Source organism: Pseudomonas sp. B21-035, from assembly GCF_024748945.1.
Taxonomy (GTDB): Bacteria; Pseudomonadota; Gammaproteobacteria; order Pseudomonadales; family Pseudomonadaceae; genus Aquipseudomonas.
The window spans coordinates 4,098,624-4,116,182 of record NZ_CP087179.1 but is presented as its reverse complement, the minus strand read 5'-3'; the positions used below and the strand labels follow the sequence as shown (position 1 = coordinate 4,116,182).

The 17,559-nt window shown below is 63.9% G+C and carries 14 protein-coding genes; 11 read left to right on the top strand and 3 right to left on the bottom strand.

Annotated elements, in window-relative coordinates; all coding sequences use genetic code 11:
- Positions 1-35: 35 nt before the first annotated feature.
- From LOY22_RS18635 to LOY22_RS18585, 11 genes are all read left to right on the top strand, one after another.
- A complete protein-coding gene (locus LOY22_RS18635) occupies positions 36-926 on the top strand; it encodes an NAD(+) kinase (protein WP_045195070.1) in 891 nt (296 codons plus the stop codon).
- On the top strand, positions 926-1,897 hold the full coding sequence (locus LOY22_RS18630) for a metallophosphoesterase (RefSeq protein WP_093380644.1): 972 nt from the start codon (positions 926-928) through the stop codon (positions 1,895-1,897). The genes LOY22_RS18635 and LOY22_RS18630 overlap by 1 nt, the downstream gene beginning before the upstream one ends.
- Complete coding sequence (locus tag LOY22_RS18625; protein ID WP_195884720.1) at positions 1,894-2,766, top strand: rhomboid family intramembrane serine protease; 873 nt, start codon at positions 1,894-1,896, stop codon at positions 2,764-2,766. The genes LOY22_RS18630 and LOY22_RS18625 overlap by 4 nt, the downstream gene beginning before the upstream one ends.
- A 14-nt stretch (positions 2,767-2,780) precedes the next feature.
- On the top strand, positions 2,781-3,041 hold the full coding sequence (locus tag LOY22_RS18620; RefSeq protein WP_045195064.1) for a YeaC family protein: 261 nt from the start codon (positions 2,781-2,783) through the stop codon (positions 3,039-3,041).
- Positions 3,038-3,868 carry a DUF2797 domain-containing protein gene (locus LOY22_RS18615; RefSeq protein ID WP_258594402.1) on the top strand — a complete coding sequence of 277 codons (831 nt, stop codon included), beginning with the start codon at positions 3,038-3,040 and terminating at the stop codon, positions 3,866-3,868. Before LOY22_RS18620 ends, LOY22_RS18615 begins: the two co-directional genes overlap by 4 nt.
- A 14-nt stretch (positions 3,869-3,882) precedes the next feature.
- Positions 3,883-6,540, top strand: coding sequence for an aminopeptidase N (gene pepN, locus LOY22_RS18610; protein WP_195884718.1), 2,658 nt, complete (start codon positions 3,883-3,885; stop codon positions 6,538-6,540).
- 260 nt (positions 6,541-6,800) lie between these two features.
- On the top strand, positions 6,801-7,856 hold the full coding sequence (locus tag LOY22_RS18605; protein WP_093380649.1) for a YCF48-related protein: 1,056 nt from the start codon (positions 6,801-6,803) through the stop codon (positions 7,854-7,856).
- 20 nt (positions 7,857-7,876) lie between these two features.
- On the top strand, positions 7,877-10,258 hold the full coding sequence (locus LOY22_RS18600; RefSeq protein WP_093387402.1) for an RND family transporter: 2,382 nt from the start codon (positions 7,877-7,879) through the stop codon (positions 10,256-10,258).
- A gap of 136 nt (positions 10,259-10,394) precedes the next feature.
- A complete protein-coding gene (locus LOY22_RS18595; RefSeq protein ID WP_258594399.1) occupies positions 10,395-10,688 on the top strand; it encodes a DUF5629 family protein in 294 nt (97 codons plus the stop codon).
- Between the two features lies 1 nt (position 10,689).
- On the top strand, positions 10,690-11,781 hold the full coding sequence (locus tag LOY22_RS18590; protein WP_408980951.1) for a lactonase family protein: 1,092 nt from the start codon (positions 10,690-10,692) through the stop codon (positions 11,779-11,781).
- A gap of 122 nt (positions 11,782-11,903) precedes the next feature.
- Complete coding sequence (locus LOY22_RS18585) at positions 11,904-12,086, top strand: hypothetical protein (RefSeq protein WP_093380655.1); 183 nt, start codon at positions 11,904-11,906, stop codon at positions 12,084-12,086.
- On the opposite strand, the gene LOY22_RS18580 is transcribed toward LOY22_RS18585, so the two are convergent.
- Genes LOY22_RS18580 through LOY22_RS18570 form a run of 3 tightly spaced genes read right to left on the bottom strand, consistent with a single transcriptional unit; the run spans position 12,073 to position 17,548 of the window.
- Positions 12,073-12,666 (bottom strand): glutathione S-transferase, encoded by a 594-nt coding sequence (locus LOY22_RS18580; protein WP_213603613.1) that lies wholly within the window; start codon positions 12,664-12,666, stop codon positions 12,073-12,075. The two genes, LOY22_RS18585 and LOY22_RS18580, sit on opposite strands and share 14 nt — an antisense overlap.
- Complete coding sequence (locus tag LOY22_RS18575; protein ID WP_258594395.1) at positions 12,663-16,310, bottom strand: AAA family ATPase; 3,648 nt, start codon at positions 16,308-16,310, stop codon at positions 12,663-12,665. The genes LOY22_RS18580 and LOY22_RS18575 overlap by 4 nt, the downstream gene beginning before the upstream one ends.
- Positions 16,307-17,548, bottom strand: a complete 1,242-nt coding sequence (locus LOY22_RS18570; RefSeq protein WP_093380666.1) for an exonuclease SbcCD subunit D C-terminal domain-containing protein — start codon at positions 17,546-17,548, stop codon at positions 16,307-16,309. Before LOY22_RS18570 ends, LOY22_RS18575 begins: the two co-directional genes overlap by 4 nt.
- Between the last annotated feature and the right edge of the window lie 11 nt (positions 17,549-17,559).

Here is a 17,559-nt window from a genome sequence, read left to right as displayed (position 1 = left end):
TCGCCTCTTTACCCGCCGCAGAGCCCTGGAGCCCCATGGAGCAATTTCGCAATATCGGTATCATCGGACGTCTGGGCAGCTCCCAGGTGCTCGATACCATTCGCCGACTGAAAAAATTCCTGCTGGCGCGGCATCTGCACGTGATCCTCGAGGACACCATCGCCGAAGTCCTGCCCGGCCACGGCCTGCAAACTTCGACCCGCAAGCTGCTGGGCGAGGTCTGCGACCTGGTGATCGTCGTCGGTGGCGACGGCAGCCTGCTCGGCGCCGCCCGCGCCCTGGCCCGGCACAACATTCCGGTACTGGGCATCAACCGTGGCAGCCTGGGCTTTCTGACCGACATCCGCCCCGATGAGCTGGAGGTCAAGGTCGCCGAGGTGCTCGACGGCCACTACCTGGTGGAAAACCGCTTCCTGCTGCAGGCCGAAGTGCGCCGTCACGCCGAAGCCATCGGCCAGGGCGACGCCCTCAACGATGTGGTGCTGCACCCGGGCAAGTCGACGCGAATGATCGAGTTCGAGATCTACATCGATGGCCAGTTCGTCTGCAGCCAGAAGGCCGACGGCCTGATCGTCGCCACGCCGACCGGCTCGACCGCCTACGCGCTGTCGGCGGGCGGGCCGATCATGCACCCCAAGCTCGACGCCATCGTCATCGTGCCGATGTACCCGCACACGCTGTCGGGGCGGCCGATCGTGGTTGACGGCAACAGTGAGCTCAAGATCGTCGTGTCCAAGGACCTGCAGATCTACCCGCAGATTTCCTGCGACGGCCAGAACCATTTCACCTGCGCGCCTGGCGATACCATCACGGTCAACAAGAAGCCGCAGAAGCTGCGCCTGATCCATCCGCTGGATCACAATTACTACGAGGTATGCCGGACCAAGCTCGGCTGGGGCAGCCGCCTGGGTGGTGGAGGCGAGTGATGCTCGATCCCGCTCGCAGTTTCGACCTGATCGGTGACGTGCACGGCTGTGCACATACCCTCGAACGCCTGCTCGACGCCCTCGGCTACAAGCGCCAGGGTGGCGTCTGGCGGCATCCGTCGCGCCAGGCCGTGTTCCTTGGCGACATCATCGACCGTGGCCCGCGGATTCGCGAAGCGCTGCACATCGTCCATGACATGGTCGAGGCCGGCCAGGCCCACTGCATCATGGGCAACCACGAGTACAACGCCCTGGGCTGGAACACCCCGGCGTTGCCCGAGAGCGGCAAGCACTACGTGCGCGAGCACACCCCGCGCCACGGCCGGCTGATCTACGAAACCTTGACCCAGTTCGAACAGCATCCAGGCGACTGGCATGACTTTCTCGAGTGGTTCTACGAACTGCCGTTGTTCATCGACGCCGGGCGTTTTCGCGTTGTCCATGCCTGCTGGGATGCGCGGCTGATCGACCCCCTGCGCCAGCAGTACCCGGACGGGCGCATCGACGAGCATTTCATCCAGGCTTCGGCAGTGCCTGAGAGCTTTGCCGCCACAGTCTGCAACCGCCTGTTGCGCGGCACCGACATGCGCCTGCCGGACGGTTTGACCCTGACTGGCGGCGACGGCCTGACCCGGGCGTTTTTCCGCACCAAGTTCTGGGAAGAAGACCCGCAGACCTACGGCGATATCGTCTTCCAGCCCGATGCGTTGCCCGAGCAGGTGGCCAGTGCGCCGCTCAGCCACAGCCAGAAGAACGCCTTGCTGCGCTACAGCGAGGACGAGCCGATGCTGTTCGTCGGCCATTACTGGCGCAGCGGCAAACCAGCGCCGATCCGCGCCAACCTGGCCTGCCTGGACTACAGTGCGGTGCTGTACGGCAAACTGGTCGCTTACCGCCTGGATGCTGAAACCCGCATCGACCCGCGCAAGTTCGTCTGGGTTGATGTCGACCGGCCGGAGGCCAGCCAATGACTGCAGTGGTGGTATTACGCATGCCGTTGAGTACCGATCTCAGCGGCTTTGTCGGCCTGTTGCGGCGCCTGCAGGTGCCGCACCGGGTCAGCGAGGAGGGCGGTGACCAGGTGTTGTGGGTGGCCGAGAACCTCGCCGAAGACGTACGCCAGCTTTACCAGCGTTTCCCCGAGGGCAATGCCGAGTTCGAACTGCCGGCCGATGCCGCCCTGGCGCCGCCGGCGCGTCCGAGCATCGGCGAGCAGTTGCGCGCCAGCAAGGCCACGGCGGCGATCCTCCTGCTGTGCCTGATCGTCGCCGGCCTTACTGGCCTTGGCGACAACTTCGCGACCTTGAGCTGGCTGACCTTCCTCGATTTTCGCGTGCAGGGCGACTACCTGTACTTCACCCCCTTGGCCGCCAGCCTTGCCGATGGCCAGTGGTGGCGCCTGTTCACGCCGATGCTGGTGCATTTCGGCATCCTCCACCTGGCCATGAACGGCCTCTGGTACTGGGAACTGGGCCGGCGCATCGAACTGCGCCAGGGGCCATGGAACCTGCTCGGCCTGACCTTGCTGTTCAGCCTGGTGTCCAACGCTGCGCAGTACCTGTTTGGCGGCCCGAGCCTGTTCGGCGGCCTGTCGGGGGTGCTCTACGGCTTGCTCGGGCACGTCTGGCTGTACCAGTGGCTGGCGCCCAACCCGGTGTATCGCATGCCGCGCGGCGTGCTGGTGATGATGCTGGTGTGGCTGCTGCTGTGCCTGTCCGGTTTGATCAGCCTGCTCGGCTTCGGCCAGATTGCCAACGCCGCCCATGTCGGCGGGCTGTTGGTCGGTTGCCTCAGCGGGCTCTTGGGCGGGGCGCTGGCCCGGCGTAAACTGACCGCTTGATTTTGGGAGACCTTATGTCCACTTTTGCGCAAATGATTGAAAACATCACCCCGGAAATCTACCAGAGCCTGAAACTGGCGGTAGAGCTGGGCAAATGGGCAGACGGGCGCAAGCTCACCACCGAGCAGAAAGAGCTGTCGCTGCAGGCGGTGATCGCCTGGGAGCTGCAGAACCTGCCGGAAGAACAGCGTACCGGTTACATGGGCCCGCAGGAATGCGCCTCGAAGTCGGCACCGGTGCCGAACATCCTGTTCAAGTCGGATGCGATCCATTGATCGAACTCGGCCGCGGCTCCATCAGTAAAATGTCGGCGCGTCTCGATGCGCCGGTGGTGCAGTACGCTTTTCGTCTGGGCGAGCAGGAAGTGCCGGTCAACCCCTTGATCGGCAAGACCCTGCGCCTGGAATACCTCGGTGCCATCCATTGCAGCCACTGCGGGCGCAAGACCAAGACCAGCTTCAGCCAGGGTTATTGCTACCCGTGCATGACCAAGCTTGCGCAGTGCGACGTGTGCATCATGGCCCCGGAAAAATGCCACTACGATCAGGGCACCTGCCGCGAACCTTCGTGGGGCGAGCAGTTCTGCATGACCGATCATGTGGTGTACCTGGCCAACTCCTCAGGCATCAAGGTCGGCATTACCCGGGCGACCCAGTTGCCCACCCGCTGGCTAGACCAGGGCGCCAGCCAGGCGCTGCCGATCGTGCGGGTTGCCACCCGCCAGCAGTCGGGGCTGGTCGAAGACCTGTTCCGCAGCCAGGTGGCCGACCGCACCAACTGGCGCGCCTTGCTCAAGGGCGATGCCGAGGCGGTCGACCTGCTTGCCGTGCGCCAGCAACTGTTCGACAGCTGCGCCGAGGGCCTGACTGCCCTGCAGGCACGATTCGGCCTACAGGCCGTGCAGCCGTTGAATGATGGTGAAGTGCTGGAAATCCGCTACCCGGTCGAGGCCTACCCGAGCAAGATCGTCAGCTTTAACCTGGATAAGAATCCCGTGGCTGAAGGCACGCTGCTGGGCATCAAGGGCCAGTACCTGATCTTCGACACCGGCGTGATCAATATTCGCAAATACACGGCGTACCAGCTCGCCGTGCATCAGTAAAAAAGGACCGCCACATGCGTACCGAACAGCCGCAAGTGATCTACCTCAAGGACTATCAGGCCCCCGAATACCTGATCGACGAGACCCACCTGACCTTCGAACTGTTCGAGGACCACAGCCTGGTCCACGCGCAGCTGGTCATGCGCCGCAATCCGGCCCGTGGTGCCGGCCTGCCGCCGCTGGTGCTCGACGGCCAGCAGTTGGAGCTGCTCAGCGTCGCCCTGGACGACCAGGCCCTGGCCGCCGGCGACTACCAGCTCGATGACAGCCACCTGACCGTACAGCCCAAGGCTGCGACCTTCACCCTCGACACCAGCGTGAAGATCCACCCCGAGCGCAACACCGCCCTCGAAGGCCTGTACAAGTCCGGCAGCATGTTCTGCACCCAGTGCGAGGCCGAGGGTTTTCGCAAGATCACCTACTACCTCGACCGCCCGGACGTGATGAGCAAGTTCACCACCACGGTGATCGCCGAGCAGCATCGCTACCCGGTGCTGCTGTCCAACGGCAACCCGGTCGGTACTGGCCCGCAGGAAGATGGCCGGCATTGGGCAACCTGGGAAGACCCGTTCATGAAACCGGCCTACCTGTTCGCCCTGGTCGCCGGTGACCTGTGGTGCGTCGAAGACAAATTCACCCGCCAGTCGGGCCGTGACGTGACCCTGCGCATTTATGTCGAGCCGGAAAACATCGACAAGTGCCAGCACGCCATGACCAGCCTGAAGAAGTCCATGCGCTGGGACGAGGAAGTCTATGGCCGCGAGTACGACCTGGACATCTTCATGATCGTCGCGGTCAACGACTTCAACATGGGCGCCATGGAAAACAAGGGCCTGAACATCTTCAACTCCAGCTGCGTGCTGGCCCGCGCCGAAACCGCCACCGACGCTGCGCACCAGCGGGTCGAGGCGGTGGTCGCCCACGAATACTTCCACAACTGGTCGGGCAACCGCGTGACCTGCCGCGACTGGTTCCAGCTGTCGCTCAAGGAAGGCTTCACGGTGTTTCGTGACTCGGAGTTCAGCGCCGACATGAACTCGCGCACGGTCAAGCGTATCGAGGACGTCGCCTACCTGCGCACCCACCAGTTCGCCGAAGACGCCGGGCCCATGGCCCACGCCGTGCGCCCCGACAGCTTCATCGAGATCTCCAACTTCTACACCCTGACCGTGTACGAGAAGGGCTCGGAAGTGGTGCGCATGGTCCGCACCCTGCTGGGCGCCGAGGGTTTCCGTAAAGGCAGCGACCTGTACTTCGAGCGTCATGACGGCCAGGCCGTGACCTGCGATGACTTCATCAAGGCCATGGAAGACGCCAACGGCGTCGACCTGACCCAGTTCAAGCGTTGGTACAGCCAGGCCGGCACGCCGCGCCTGGCAGTCAGCGAGGCTTACGACAGCGCCACGCAGACTTACAGCCTGACGTTCCGCCAGAGCTGCCCGGCCACCCCGGACAAGGTCGAGAAAAAACCATTCGTGATCCCGGTGGAACTGGGCCTGCTCGATGCCCAGGGCAACGACATTGCCCTGCGCCTGCAAGGTGAAGCGGCAGCAGACGGCACCTCGCGGGTGTTGTCGGTCACCGAAGCCGAGCAGACCTTCACCTTCGAGGGCATCGCTGCCAAGCCGCTACCCTCCTTGCTGCGTGGCTTCAGTGCCCCGGTCAAGCTGAGCTTTCCGTATGACCGTGACCAGCTGATGTTCCTCATGCAGCACGACAGCGATGGTTTCAATCGCTGGGAAGCCGGCCAGCAACTGTCGGTACAGGTGCTGCAGGAACTGATCGCCCAGCACCAGCAGGGCGCCAAGCTAATGCTGGATCAGCGCCTGGTGACCGCGTTGGGTACGGTGCTGGCCAACGAGCAACTGGACCAGGCCATGGTCGCCGAGATGCTCTCGCTGCCCAGCGAAGCCTACCTCACCGAAATCAGCGAAGTGGCTGACGTCGATGCCATCCACGCCGCCCGCGAGTTCGCCCGCAAGCAGATCGCCGAGCAGCTGTTCGATGCCCTCAACGCACGCTACCAGGCCAACCGCGCGCTATCGCGTGGCACCGAGTACGTTGCCGAAGCCGAGCACTTTGCCCGTCGCAGCCTGCAGAACATCGTGCTCTCGTACCTGATGCTCAGCGCCCGGCCCGAAGTGCTGGCTGCAACCCTGGAGCAGTTTGACGCCTGTGACAACATGACCGAGCGCCTCACCGCCCTGGCCGTGCTGGTCAACTCGCCGTTCGAGACGCAGCGGGCCAAGGCCCTGGAAAGCTTTGCCGAGCACTTCAAGGACAACCCCCTGGTCATGGACCAATGGTTCAGCGTACAGGCGGCCAGCACCCTGCCGGGCGGCCTGGCGCGGGTCAAGGCGCTGATGCAGCACCCGGCCTTCACCATGAAGAACCCGAACAAGGTCCGCGCCCTGATCGGTGCCTTCGCCGGGCAGAACCTGGTCAACTTCCATGCCGGCGATGGTTCGGGCTATCGCTTCCTGGCGGACCTGGTGATCGAGCTCAACGCCCTCAACCCGCAGATCGCTTCGCGGCAACTGGCGCCGCTGACCCGCTGGCGCAAATACGACAGCGCCCGTCAGGCGTTGATGAAAGGCGAGCTGGAGCGGATTCTGGCGTCGGGTTCGTTGTCCAGCGATGTGTATGAGGTTGTGAGCAAAAGTCTGGCCTGAAGACCCTATCGCGGGTCAAGTCGAGGCGTCGCACCGCCGCTCCCACAGGGAACTGCATGCACCGACCCTGTGGGAGCGGGCTTGACCCGCGATTGCTTCCCCGCAAATCCTGCGCTTAACAAAAGATAACGTCCCGTTCGTTGTCAGCCCTTTGCAAACCCCGATAGGATGGCTCTCAGCTATTGCGGGGCTCTGGAACACGGTTTTTGCAGTACCTGCATATAGATTGACCCAAATAACAATAAACGGGGGATAGATCTATGACTGAGCCTGTCATGGCGGGTCTCGGCGCTGCTGCGCGTAAAGCCGGCAATCGCCCTTGGGCATTGGCCGCCAGCGGCTTGCTGGTCTTGGCAATCGGGCTGTGGGCCAATACGGCCGAAGCCGCAGCCGCGCAAACCGATGACTACTCCACCCAATCGTCCAAGGCGGTAAAAAGCTTGCTGCTGGACGTCACCAAGGCCGGCGCACGCCTGGTCGCCGTGGGTGATCGTGGCCATATCCTGTTTTCCGATGACCAGGGCAAGTCCTGGACCCAGGCCAAGGTGCCGACCCGGCAACTGCTCACCGCCGTCTATTTTGTCGACGACCAGCACGGCTGGGCGGTCGGCCACGATGCGCAGATCCTCGCCAGCACCGACGGCGGCGCTACCTGGAGCAAACAATTCGAAGACCTGGCGCGTGAAGCGCCGCTGCTCGATGTCTGGTTCAAGGACACCCAGCACGGCATCGCCGTGGGCGCCTATGGCGCATTGCTGGAAACCACCGACGGTGGCAAGCACTGGAACGATGTCGGCGATCGGCTGCATAACGATGACCAGTTCCACCTCAACGGCATCGCCGCGGTAAAAGACGCCGGCCTGTTCATCGTTGGTGAGCAGGGCAGCATGTTCCGCTCCAGCGACGACGGCCAGACCTGGGAAAAGCTCGAAGGCCCTTATGAAGGCTCGCTGTTCGGCGTCACCGGCACCGCCCAGCCACGCACCTTGCTGGCCTACGGCTTGCGCGGCAACCTCTACCGTTCCAGCGATTTTGGCGACACCTGGCAACAGATCAAATTGAAAGCCGCGCGCGGCAACCTCGAATTTGGTCTGGCAAGCGCTACGCTTCTCGATGATGGCAGCCTGGTACTCGTGGGCAATGGCGGCAGCGTGCTGCGCAGCAGCGACGACGGTCAGAGCTTCAGCGTGTTCAACCGGGCCGATCGCATTGCCCTGGCCGGCGTCAGCGGGCTGAATGAAGGGCGCCTGGTGCTGGTGGGCCAGGGTGGCGTGCACCTGGCTTCGGCCCAGGGCGCCGAAGGAGTGCAGCCATGACCCGTCAGGAGCAGTTCAACATGAACCAGCAGCAACACCATCAGGACAAGGCGACCTTGCTTGAGCGCCTGATCTTCAATAACCGCCCGGTGGTGATCCTCATCTGCCTGCTGGTCAGCGTGTTCCTGTTCTGGCAGGCCACGCAGATTCGTCCGTCCACCAGCTTCGAAAAAATGATCCCGCTCGAGCATCCGTTCATCGAGAAGATGCTCGAACACCGCAACGACCTGGCCAACCTCGGCAACACCGTGCGCATCTCGGTGGAGGCCACCGACGGCGACATCTTCAGCAAGGACTACATGGAAACCCTGCGTCAGGTGCATGACGAGGTGTTCTACATTCCCGGCGTCGACCGCTCCGGGCTTAAGTCGCTGTGGAGCCCCAGCGTGCGCTGGACCGAAGTGACCGAAGAGGGCTTCGCCGGCGGCGAGGTGATCCCGCAGACCTACGACGGCTCGGCCGACAGCCTCGACCAGTTGCGCAACAACGTGCTCAAGTCCGGGCAGGTCGGGCGCCTGGTGGCCAACAACTTCAAGTCGAGCATCATCGACATCCCGCTGCTGGAGTCCTACCCCGACCCGCAGGACCAGGGCAGGCTGATCAAGCTCGACTACCAGCAATTCTCCCATCAGCTCGAAGAGAAGATCCGCGACAAGTTCCAGGCCCAGAACCCCAACGTGAAGGTGCACATCGTCGGCTTCGCCAAGAAGGTCGGTGACCTGATCGACGGCCTGATGATGGTGGCGATGTTCTTCGGCATCGCCCTGGTGATCACCTGGGTGCTGCTGTACTGGTTCACCTGGTGTATCCGCAGCACCATCGCGGTGCTGATCACCACCCTGGTGGCGGTGGTCTGGCAATTGGGCCTGATGCATGCGGTGGGTTTCGGTCTTGACCCGTACTCGATGCTGGTGCCGTTCCTGATCTTCGCCATCGGCATCTCCCACGGGGTGCAAAAGATCAACGGCATCGCCTTGCAGTCCAGTGATGCCGACAACGCCCTGACCGCGGCCCGGCGCACCTTCCGCCAGCTGTTCCTGCCGGGGATGATCGCCATCCTGGCCGACGCCGTGGGCTTCATCACCCTGTTGATCATCGACATCGGCGTGATCCGCGAGCTGGCCATCGGTGCCTCGATCGGTGTGGCGGTAATCGTCTTTACCAACCTGATCCTGCTGCCGGTCGCCATCTCTTATGTCGGCATCAGCAAGAAGGCCATCGAGCGCAGCAAGAAGGACGCCACCCGCGAGCATCCGTTCTGGCGCCTGCTGTCCAATTTTGCCAGCGCCAAGGTCGCGCCGGTGTCCATCGTCCTGGCCTTGCTGGCCTTCGGTGGCGGCCTCTGGTACAGCCAGAACCTGAAGATCGGCGACCTCGACCAGGGCGCGCCGGAGCTGCGTCCGGACTCGCGCTACAACCAGGACAACGCCTTCATCATCAACAACTACTCGACCAGCTCCGACGTGCTGGTGGTCATGGTCAAGACCCCGACCGAAGGCTGCTCGGTGCACTCGACCATGGCGCCGATCGACGAGCTGATGTGGAAGATGGAGAACACCCAGGGGGTGCAATCGGCGATCTCCCTGGTGACCGTGTCCAAGCAGATGATCAAGGGCATGAACGAGGGCAACCTGAAATGGGAAAGCCTGTCGCGCAACCCGGACGTGCTCAACAGCTCCATCTCCCGAGCCGACGGCCTGTACAACGCCGACTGCTCGCTGGCGCCGGTGCTGATCTTCCTCAACGACCACAAGGCCGAGACCCTCGACCGCGCGGTCAAGGCGGTGCAGGAATTTGCCGACACCCACAACAAGGAAGGCCTGGAATTCCTCCTGGCGGCCGGTAACGCCGGTATCGAGGCGGCCACCAACGAGGTGATCAAGTCGGCCGAGCTGACCATCCTGATCCTGGTGTACATCTGCGTGGCGGTGATGTGCATGATCACCTTCCGCTCGTTTGCCGCAACCTTGTGCATTGTCCTGCCGCTGGTGCTGACCTCGGTGCTGGGCAACGCCCTGATGGCCTTCATGGGCATCGGCGTCAAGGTCGCGACCCTGCCGGTGGTGGCGCTGGGCGTGGGTATCGGCGTGGACTACGGCATCTACATCTACAGCCGCCTGGAGAGTTTCCTGCGTGCCGGGCTGCCGCTGCAGGAAGCCTACTACCAGACCCTCAAGTCCACCGGCAAGGCGGTGCTGTTCACCGGCCTGTGCCTGGCCATCGGCGTGTGCACCTGGATCTTCTCGGCGATCAAGTTCCAGGCCGACATGGGCCTGATGCTGACCTTCATGCTGCTGTGGAACATGTTCGGCGCGTTGTGGCTGCTGCCGGCACTGGCGCGGTTCCTGATCAAGCCGGAAAAAATGGCGGGCAAGCAGGGCGGTTCGATTTTCGCCCATTGATGCGGCAATCGCGGGGCAAGTCGGATCGCCGCACCGCCGCTCCCACCCTGGCTGTGGGAGCGGCGGTGCGGCGATCCGACTTGACCCGCGATGCTTTCAGGTATCATGGGGGTTTCCCGCCAGTGATATTCCTGCAATGACAACCCTCTCCCAAGCCCTCGAATCCTGCAACATGCTCCTGGTCGACGGCCTGCACGCTTTTGACTTCCGCTTCGACGAAACCGGCCTGTGCATCGAATTGATGGACGGCCGCGCCTTGAAAAAATACGCGTTCTCCCCCGAGCAGATCGGCGCCGCCCGGCTCGAAGGTACCGACTGGCTGATCACGGCCGACACCGGCGAGCATCGGCTAGTCTGTATGAGTGCCTTTAGTGCCCGCGAAGAGGATGACGATGACGCGCCTGCTGAAGAACCTGCTGATCGCCAGTAGCATGAGCCTGATGTTCACCGCCCAGGCCCATGAGCTACTGGTCGGCAGCTACACCGCAGGCAGCAGCGAGGGCATCTACCGTTATCGCTTCAACAGCGACAGCGGCCAGATCGACCCCACGCCGCTGCAGGTGCTCAACAGTGAAAACCCGTCCTGGCTGACCCTCTCGGTCGACAAGCGCCTGCTGTTCGCGGTCAACGAGAATGGCGCCGGCAACGGTCAGGTCAGCAGTTTTGCCATCGGCAAGGACGGCAGCCTCAAGGCCCTGAACCAGGTGCCCAGCCTGGGCGACGAGCCGACCCATTCCAGCCTCAGCCATGACCAGCGCTACCTGTTCGTCGCCAACTACGGCGTGTTGCCCGCCCCGGGCGGCAGCCTCAGTGTGTTGCCGGTGAACCGTAAAGGCCGTTTGCAGGCCTCGGTGCAGCAAGACCGGCACAAGCCCAGCGGCGTCAACCCGGAGCGCCAGACCGGGCCGCACGTGCATTCGGTGGTGTCCTCGGACGACGGCAAGTACGTGTTCGCCAGTGATCTTGGCGCCGACAAGGTGTTTGTCTACCGTTACGACGGTGCCAGCCCCACCCAGCCCCTGAGCGCGGTGGAGCCGGTAAGCCTGCCGCCGGGCAGCGGGCCGCGCCATTTGCTGTTTGACCGCGACGGCAAGCATGCCTACCTGACCCTGGAAATGAGCGCGCAAGTGGTGGCGTTCGAGTACCAGGACGGCAAGCTGCTGGAACTGCAGCGCCTGCCCTTGACCGACCAGGGGGATGCCTCGGCCCGCGCGGCGGGGGCCTTGCACCTGTCGGCTGACGGGCGCTTTCTGTATGTCAGCAACCGCGGTACGGCCAACGAGCTGCTGGTGTTTGCCGTCGATGACAAGACCGGCAAGCTGATGCAGGTGCAGCGGCGCAGTGTCGAAGGTGATCATCCTCGGGAATTCACCCTCGACCCGAGCGGCAAGTTCCTGCTGGTGGCCAATCAGAAGAGTAACCAGATCGTGGTGATCCGCCGTGATCCGCGCAGTGGCTTGCTCGGTGAAACCGTGCAGAAGCTGGCCCAGGATGCGCCCTCGGACCTGAAGTTCGTCAACTGACTATCAATTGCGCTGATGTTTGCTACTGCTGCAATGAATTTCTGTGCGCCGCGCCAGCGGCGTAAGTTTGAACCACGGCCCCAGATGGCCACTTCAAACCACAGACTTCGAGGGTCAGCGCCATGAACTTCAACCTTTTCCCGGTCATCGCCGCTTCCGCCATTTCTGCTTCGGTGGTCCTGCCGGCCAACGCCCACGTCGAGCTCAGCGAGCGCAAATCGTCGACCCAGAGCTACACCCAGAAGTACCTGCAACAAAGCGCCAACTTCTACGCTGCGCTGGACCACAAGCCTAGCGCGCCATGATCGCCTTGAACAGCGCCGACTCCAGCCAACCCTGCAGCCACGCCCGCAAGTGCGGGTAGGGCGCCTGGGCAAACCATTCAGGCTCGACCCCGGCGAACTGGCGCATCAATGGCAGTAACGCCGCATCCGCCAGGCTTGGATGGTCAGCGAACAGGTAGGCCTGGTGCGCCAGTCGCTCATTCAGCTCGGCCAGCCAGGGTTCAGCCTGTGCCCGGTACTCCTCACGCGAGTGCTGTGGGTAGCGTTCAGCGTACTTGTACAGATTGACCTGCACCTTGAACTGGCGATCATTGCGCTCGATCAGCGCCTCGGCGGCCTGCGCCGCCTGCGGGTCGGCCGCCAGTTGCCAGTCTTGCGGATCATGCCGGGCCAGGGCCCAGCGCATGATCTCCAGGCTTTCCTCCAGCACCAGGCCGTCTGCACTCAACACCGGTACCGTGCCCTTGGGCGACAGTGCCAGAAGCTCGGCAGGTTTGGCCTTGAGGCTGACTTCGCGAATTTCTACCGGACACTCGGCATAGCGCAGCGCCAGGCGCGCACGCATGGCCCACGGGCAGCGGCGGAACGAGTAGAGGATCATCCGCTGACCTCCACCGTGCTCAGGCCATTGCCCTGGCGACGCACCTGGATCTGCACCGGGATACGCTCGTGCATTTCCTGTACGTGGGAGATCACCGCGACCTTGCGGCCCTGGGCCTGCAGGCCGTCGAGGGCGTCCATGGCCAGTTGCAGCGACTCCGGATCAAGGCTGCCGAAGCCTTCGTCGATGAACAGCGACTCGATGCGCAAGGTGCTTGAGGCCATCGATGCCAGGCCCAGGGCCAGGGCCAGCGAGACCAGGAAGGTTTCACCGCCCGACAGCGAATGCACCGAGCGCAGCTCGTCGCCCATTTCCGTGTCCAGCACCAGCAAACCGAGCAGGCTGCCACCGCGCTTGAGCCGGTAGCGCCGGGCCAGCTGACGCAATTGGGCGTTGGCGTGGTGCACCAGCAGGTCGAGGTTGTAGCCCTGGGCGATCTTGCGGAAGGTGTCGCCGGTGGCCGAGCCGATCAGGGCGTTGAGCCGCGCCCAGCGCTGCCATTCGCCGTAGGCGCTGGCGATCCGTTCGGCCAGGGCCTGGTGCGCCAGTTGCCGGCGCTGGTCTTCAGCCTGGGCGGCACGCAGTTCGGCGCAGGTCTGTTCGCTGGCCGCCAGCTGTAGCTGCAGGCTGTCGATTACCTGCTCCAGGGCTTCGCGGGTGAGCTCGGCGTTGCCCTGGGCCTGATGCTGGTCCAGGCGCTGCTGGCGCTCCTGCAGCAGGGTGCGGGCCTGTTCGATGGCTTTTTCGGCGTCCTGCAGACCCTGACGCAGCTGCGCTACGGCGTTGTCGTCCAGTGCCAACAATTGCTCCAGGCCACTGTCGTCCAGCTCCGGGTGGCCCTGGCGCCATTGTTCGATCTGCGCGCGAACCTCGTTGTGTTCCTGTTCCAGGTTGCTCAGGCGTTCGTCTTTGGCCTTGAGCTCGGCGGCCAGTTCGATCAGTTGCGCCTGGGTTTGCTGCAGTTGTTGCAGCGCCTGGGTTTCAGCCTGGCGTGCGTGCTCCACGGCCTGTTCCAGATGCTGCTGCCAGTGTTCGGCGCTGGCCTGTTCGCCGAGCAGGGCGGTGAGGCTGTCGCGGCTACTTTGATGCTGGTGTTCCAGCTCAGTGCACTGTTGTTGCAGCTCTTCGTGTTTTTGTACCCGCGCCTGTTGCTGCAGCTGGGCTTTGTCCAGGCTCTGCTGGCGCTCGGCATGTTCCTGCTGTTCGTCCTTTTGCCGTTGCAAAAGGTCCAGGCGCAGGGCCAGTTGCTGGTCCAGGCGCATGAAGGCGGCGGCCGGCTCCTGGCGCAGGTCGTTGAGGATGTCAGCGGGCAACAGGCTGGCGAAGCTGCCCAGTTCCTGTTCCAGGCGTTCTTCGTCACTGGCCAGCGCTGTTTGCTGCTGGCTCAGGTGCTGGCTGGCCTGCTGGCTGGCTTCTTGGGCTGCCTGCAGCTGCTGTTGCAGGCGGCTGGCGTCTTTTTGCAGGGTCAGCAGGGCGTTCTGGCGCTGCTCGTCACGACCGATGTCGTGGTTCAGGTTGCGTGCCTGCAAGTCCAGCCAGGTGCTGCGCTGGCTTGCGTCCTGAGCGGCCAGCGACGGGTACAGCGGGTGCGCTTGGAGGCTGGGCAGCAGCGCCTGTTGCTGGCTGCCCAGTTGCTCCTGCTGGTGCAGGTACTCCTTGATCTGGCCGTTGACCCCGCCCAGTTGCGTGCGCAGCTCATCGAGTTGCTTCTTCAGCCCGTCGACCACCTGCTGGGCATTGGCTTCTTCGTTCTGGTCGTGGCGGCCGAGGCTTTGCAGCAGGGCTTCGGGCTGATGGTAAGGGTGTTCCTGGCTACCGCAGACCGGGCAGGGCTGGTCGTCCTGCAATTGCGCGCGCAGTTCTTCGACGCTCTGGCTGCGGGCCAGGCGCTGGCGTTCGAGCAACTGGCGAGTGAGGTTCAGCGCCTGTTCGGCGGCGGTCAGCTGGTTTTTGCCATTGAGGCCTTCGCTGATCAGCTGTTCGCGTTGTTGCAGGGCAGCTTGCTGGCGTTCGCGCAGGGCTTGCAGGCGCTGTTCGAGCTCTTGCTGGTTGCTCCACAGCCGGCTCAGTTCTTCGACCTGGCGTTGCTGCTGGCGGTTTTTCTGCAACAGCTCGCCAAGCAGGCCGATCTGTTCGGCCAGTGCCTCGGGTTCGGCCTCGGCTTCGCGGTAGAGCAGGGCCAGGGCGGCGCGTTGCGTTTCAAGCTGGGCGTGCGCCTCGCTGGCGCGTTGCTGCAGGCCCGGCAGTTCGGCACGGCCCTGGTTGAGGCGGTTGCCCAGTTGCATCAGTTGCTGCAGGCGGTGGCGATAGGCATTCCAGGCTTCGCTCAAGCCAGCCAGCGCCACGCTTTGCTCAAGCTGCGCGCCGATCTGCTGCAAGCGTTGTTCGCTCAGGCGTTGCTGCTCATTGAGGCTCAGCAGCTGTTGCTGGCCTTCGGCACTGGCCTGTTCGGCCTGCTGCTTGAGCCCTGTGCTGTTGGTCAGCTCCTGCTGCAAACGGGTCAGGGTGTTTTGTTCGGCAAAGGCCTGGCGTAGCGCAGGTGCGCTGTCGCTTTGTTGTGCCAGGGCCAGGCCCAGGGCTTCGCGGGCCTTGGCCTGTTCGTCCTGCAGCTGCTGCTGACGGCTATGCAACTGTTCATGTTGCTGGCGCTGCGCGGCGATACTCGCGGCCAGCGGGCTGAGCTGGGCATTGAGCGCCTGCTGGCGGGCGAACTGGTGACGCTGCGGCGCCAACTGTTCCAGGCGCGCAAGCTTCAGCCGCTCACCGTGCAGGCTATCGTGGTGGTGTTGGGCGCTGTGCAGTTGCGCGCTGCTGGCCTGCACTTGCTCTTGCAGTTGCAGCAGCTCGCTGAGCCAGCTGCGTTGCTGTTCGAGCAGGCGCAGTTGCGCCTGTTCGGCCTTGAACCCGTCGAGCGCTTGGGTGTAGTGCAGGTCCAGTTCGGCGCGAGCCTCGGCGGCCATGGGCAGCACGCCGCTGGCCTGGTCCTGCAGGGCTTTGTGCGCCTCTTCGGCTTCTTTGCTCTTGCTGTAGGCGCGGCGCCCCAACTGGCTGTAGATCGCCGTGTTGGTGAGCTTTTCCAGCAGCTCGCTGCGCTCTTTGTCATCGGCCTTGAGGAAGGCGCTGAACTCGCTCTGGGCGAGCATCACGGCACGGGTGAACTGCTCGAAATTAAGTCCCAGGCGCGACTCGATCAGTTGCTTGTATTCGGCCTTGCTCTGGTTGCTCAGCAGTTGCTCGCTGTCCAGGTCATGCAGGCTCTGGCGGCTGCCTTGCAGCTTGCCGTTGGCCTTGTCGCGGGCGCGGTTGGTTTCCCAGCGGGCGCGGTAGCGACGACTGTCGATGCCGACGAAATCCACCTCGGCAAAGCCGCTGCCCGAACCCCGACGCAGCAGGGTGCGCGGGTCGCTGGTAAGGATGTCGCTGTCGACTTCCGGCAACTTGGTTTCGCGGCCGATGTTGCTCAGCCGCGGCACCGCGCCGAACAGCGCCAGGCACAGGGCGTCGAGCAGGGTGCTCTTGCCGGCGCCGGTAGGTCCGGTAATGGCGAACAGGCCGGCGCTGGCCAGCGGCTCGGCGCTGAAGTCGATCTCGATCGGGCCTTCCAGGGAGGCCAGGTTCTTCAGGCGGATGGCGAGAATCTTCATGGCTGTTCTTGCTCCTGCTGGACGTCCTGCAGCAACAGGGCAAAGTCGGCCAGGGTCTGTTCATCGACGGCGTTGCCGTAGGCCTGCTCCCAGGCGCGGCTGAACAGCTCGTGCGGGGTCAGTTGGCCGAGTTCCAGCAGGTCGGCGCTGCTGTCGTCTGCGCTGCGGCCGTTGCCGGCATATTCGGCGGCGATGCGCACCAGGCGCACGGCCTTGCCGTGCAGGGCGCTTTCAAGTTGCGCGCGCAGGTCGGGCAGGGGTTCGTCCAGGCGTACGCGGATCTCCAGCCAGGGTTGGCGCTGCGGGTCGTCGAGCAGGTCGACCACCGGCAGCTCGGCCAGTTGCTCCAGCACCTCGGCCAGCGGCGCCGGGCCCAGGCGTTGCAGGTGCACGGCGCGCGGCACCAGGCGCGATTCGACGCTGGCAAGCTTGGCGCCGTCCAGTTCGATTTCCAGAACCTGGTGCTGATAGCCGATTTCCGAGAACGACAGCGGGATCGGCGAGCCGCTGTAGCGGATGCGCTCTTCGCGGTTGACCTTCTGCGGTTTGTGCAGGTGGCCGAGGGCGACGTAGCTGATCTCCGGGGCGAACAGCCGCGCCGGCAAGGCTTCGGCGTTGCCGATGATCAGGCTGCGTTCGGAGTCTTCCGAGATCGAGCCGCCGGCCATGTGGGCATGGCTCACGGCAATCAGCGCCTGGCCGTTTTTGCGTCGTTGCAGGGCGGCGGCGATGAGTTTTTCGTGGACCTGGGCGATGCCGCGCAGGTAGTCATCGCCCAGGTGCGCACCGGTGACTTCTGCGGGGCGCAAAAACGGCAGCGCCAGGCACCAGGCGGCGACCTTGCCCTTGGCGTTGGTCAGCGGAATCAGCAGGCGCTCGCTGTCCAGCTCGCCTTCATCCAGCCATTGCACACGGCCCAGGGCGTGGGTGCGCAGGCTGCGCATCAGCGGCGCCGGCAACTCGATGCGCGAACCGGAGTCATGGTTGCCGGCAATCATCACGATGGTCAGCTTGGGCTGCTGTTCGTGGGCCTGGACGATGAAGTCGTAGAGCCGTTCCTGGGCTTTGACCGGCGGGTTGACGGTGTCGAAGATGTCGCCGGCAATCAGCAGGGCATCGGGCTGGCGCAGCTTGAGCTGGCCGAGCAGCCACTCGAGAAAGCAGGCGTGTTCGAAGTCGCGTTCCTGGCCGTGCAGGGTTTGACCCAGGTGCCAGTCGGAGGTGTGAAACAGACGCATGAAGGGTTCCG

Bases quoted from the DNA above. Each gene is read 5' to 3' on its own strand.
- LOY22_RS18635 (WP_045195070.1), top strand. From the start codon at position 36: ATGGAGCAATTTCGCAATATCGGTATCATCGGACGTCTGGGCAGCTCC.
- LOY22_RS18630 (WP_093380644.1), top strand. From the start codon at position 926: ATGCTCGATCCCGCTCGCAGTTTCGACCTGATCGGTGACGTGCACGGC.
- LOY22_RS18625 (WP_195884720.1), top strand. From the start codon at position 1,894: ATGACTGCAGTGGTGGTATTACGCATGCCGTTGAGTACCGATCTCAGC.
- LOY22_RS18620 (WP_045195064.1), top strand. From the start codon at position 2,781: ATGTCCACTTTTGCGCAAATGATTGAAAACATCACCCCGGAAATCTAC.
- pepN (WP_195884718.1), top strand. From the start codon at position 3,883: ATGCGTACCGAACAGCCGCAAGTGATCTACCTCAAGGACTATCAGGCC.
- LOY22_RS18605 (WP_093380649.1), top strand. From the start codon at position 6,801: ATGACTGAGCCTGTCATGGCGGGTCTCGGCGCTGCTGCGCGTAAAGCC.
- LOY22_RS18600 (WP_093387402.1), top strand. From the start codon at position 7,877: ATGAACCAGCAGCAACACCATCAGGACAAGGCGACCTTGCTTGAGCGC.
- LOY22_RS18595 (WP_258594399.1), top strand. From the start codon at position 10,395: ATGACAACCCTCTCCCAAGCCCTCGAATCCTGCAACATGCTCCTGGTC.
- LOY22_RS18590 (WP_408980951.1), top strand. From the start codon at position 10,690: ATGAGCCTGATGTTCACCGCCCAGGCCCATGAGCTACTGGTCGGCAGC.
- LOY22_RS18585 (WP_093380655.1), top strand. From the start codon at position 11,904: ATGAACTTCAACCTTTTCCCGGTCATCGCCGCTTCCGCCATTTCTGCT.
- LOY22_RS18580 (WP_213603613.1), bottom strand. From the start codon at position 12,666: ATGATCCTCTACTCGTTCCGCCGCTGCCCGTGGGCCATGCGTGCGCGC.
- LOY22_RS18575 (WP_258594395.1), bottom strand. From the start codon at position 16,310: ATGAAGATTCTCGCCATCCGCCTGAAGAACCTGGCCTCCCTGGAAGGC.
- LOY22_RS18570 (WP_093380666.1), bottom strand. From the start codon at position 17,548: ATGCGTCTGTTTCACACCTCCGACTGGCACCTGGGTCAAACCCTGCAC.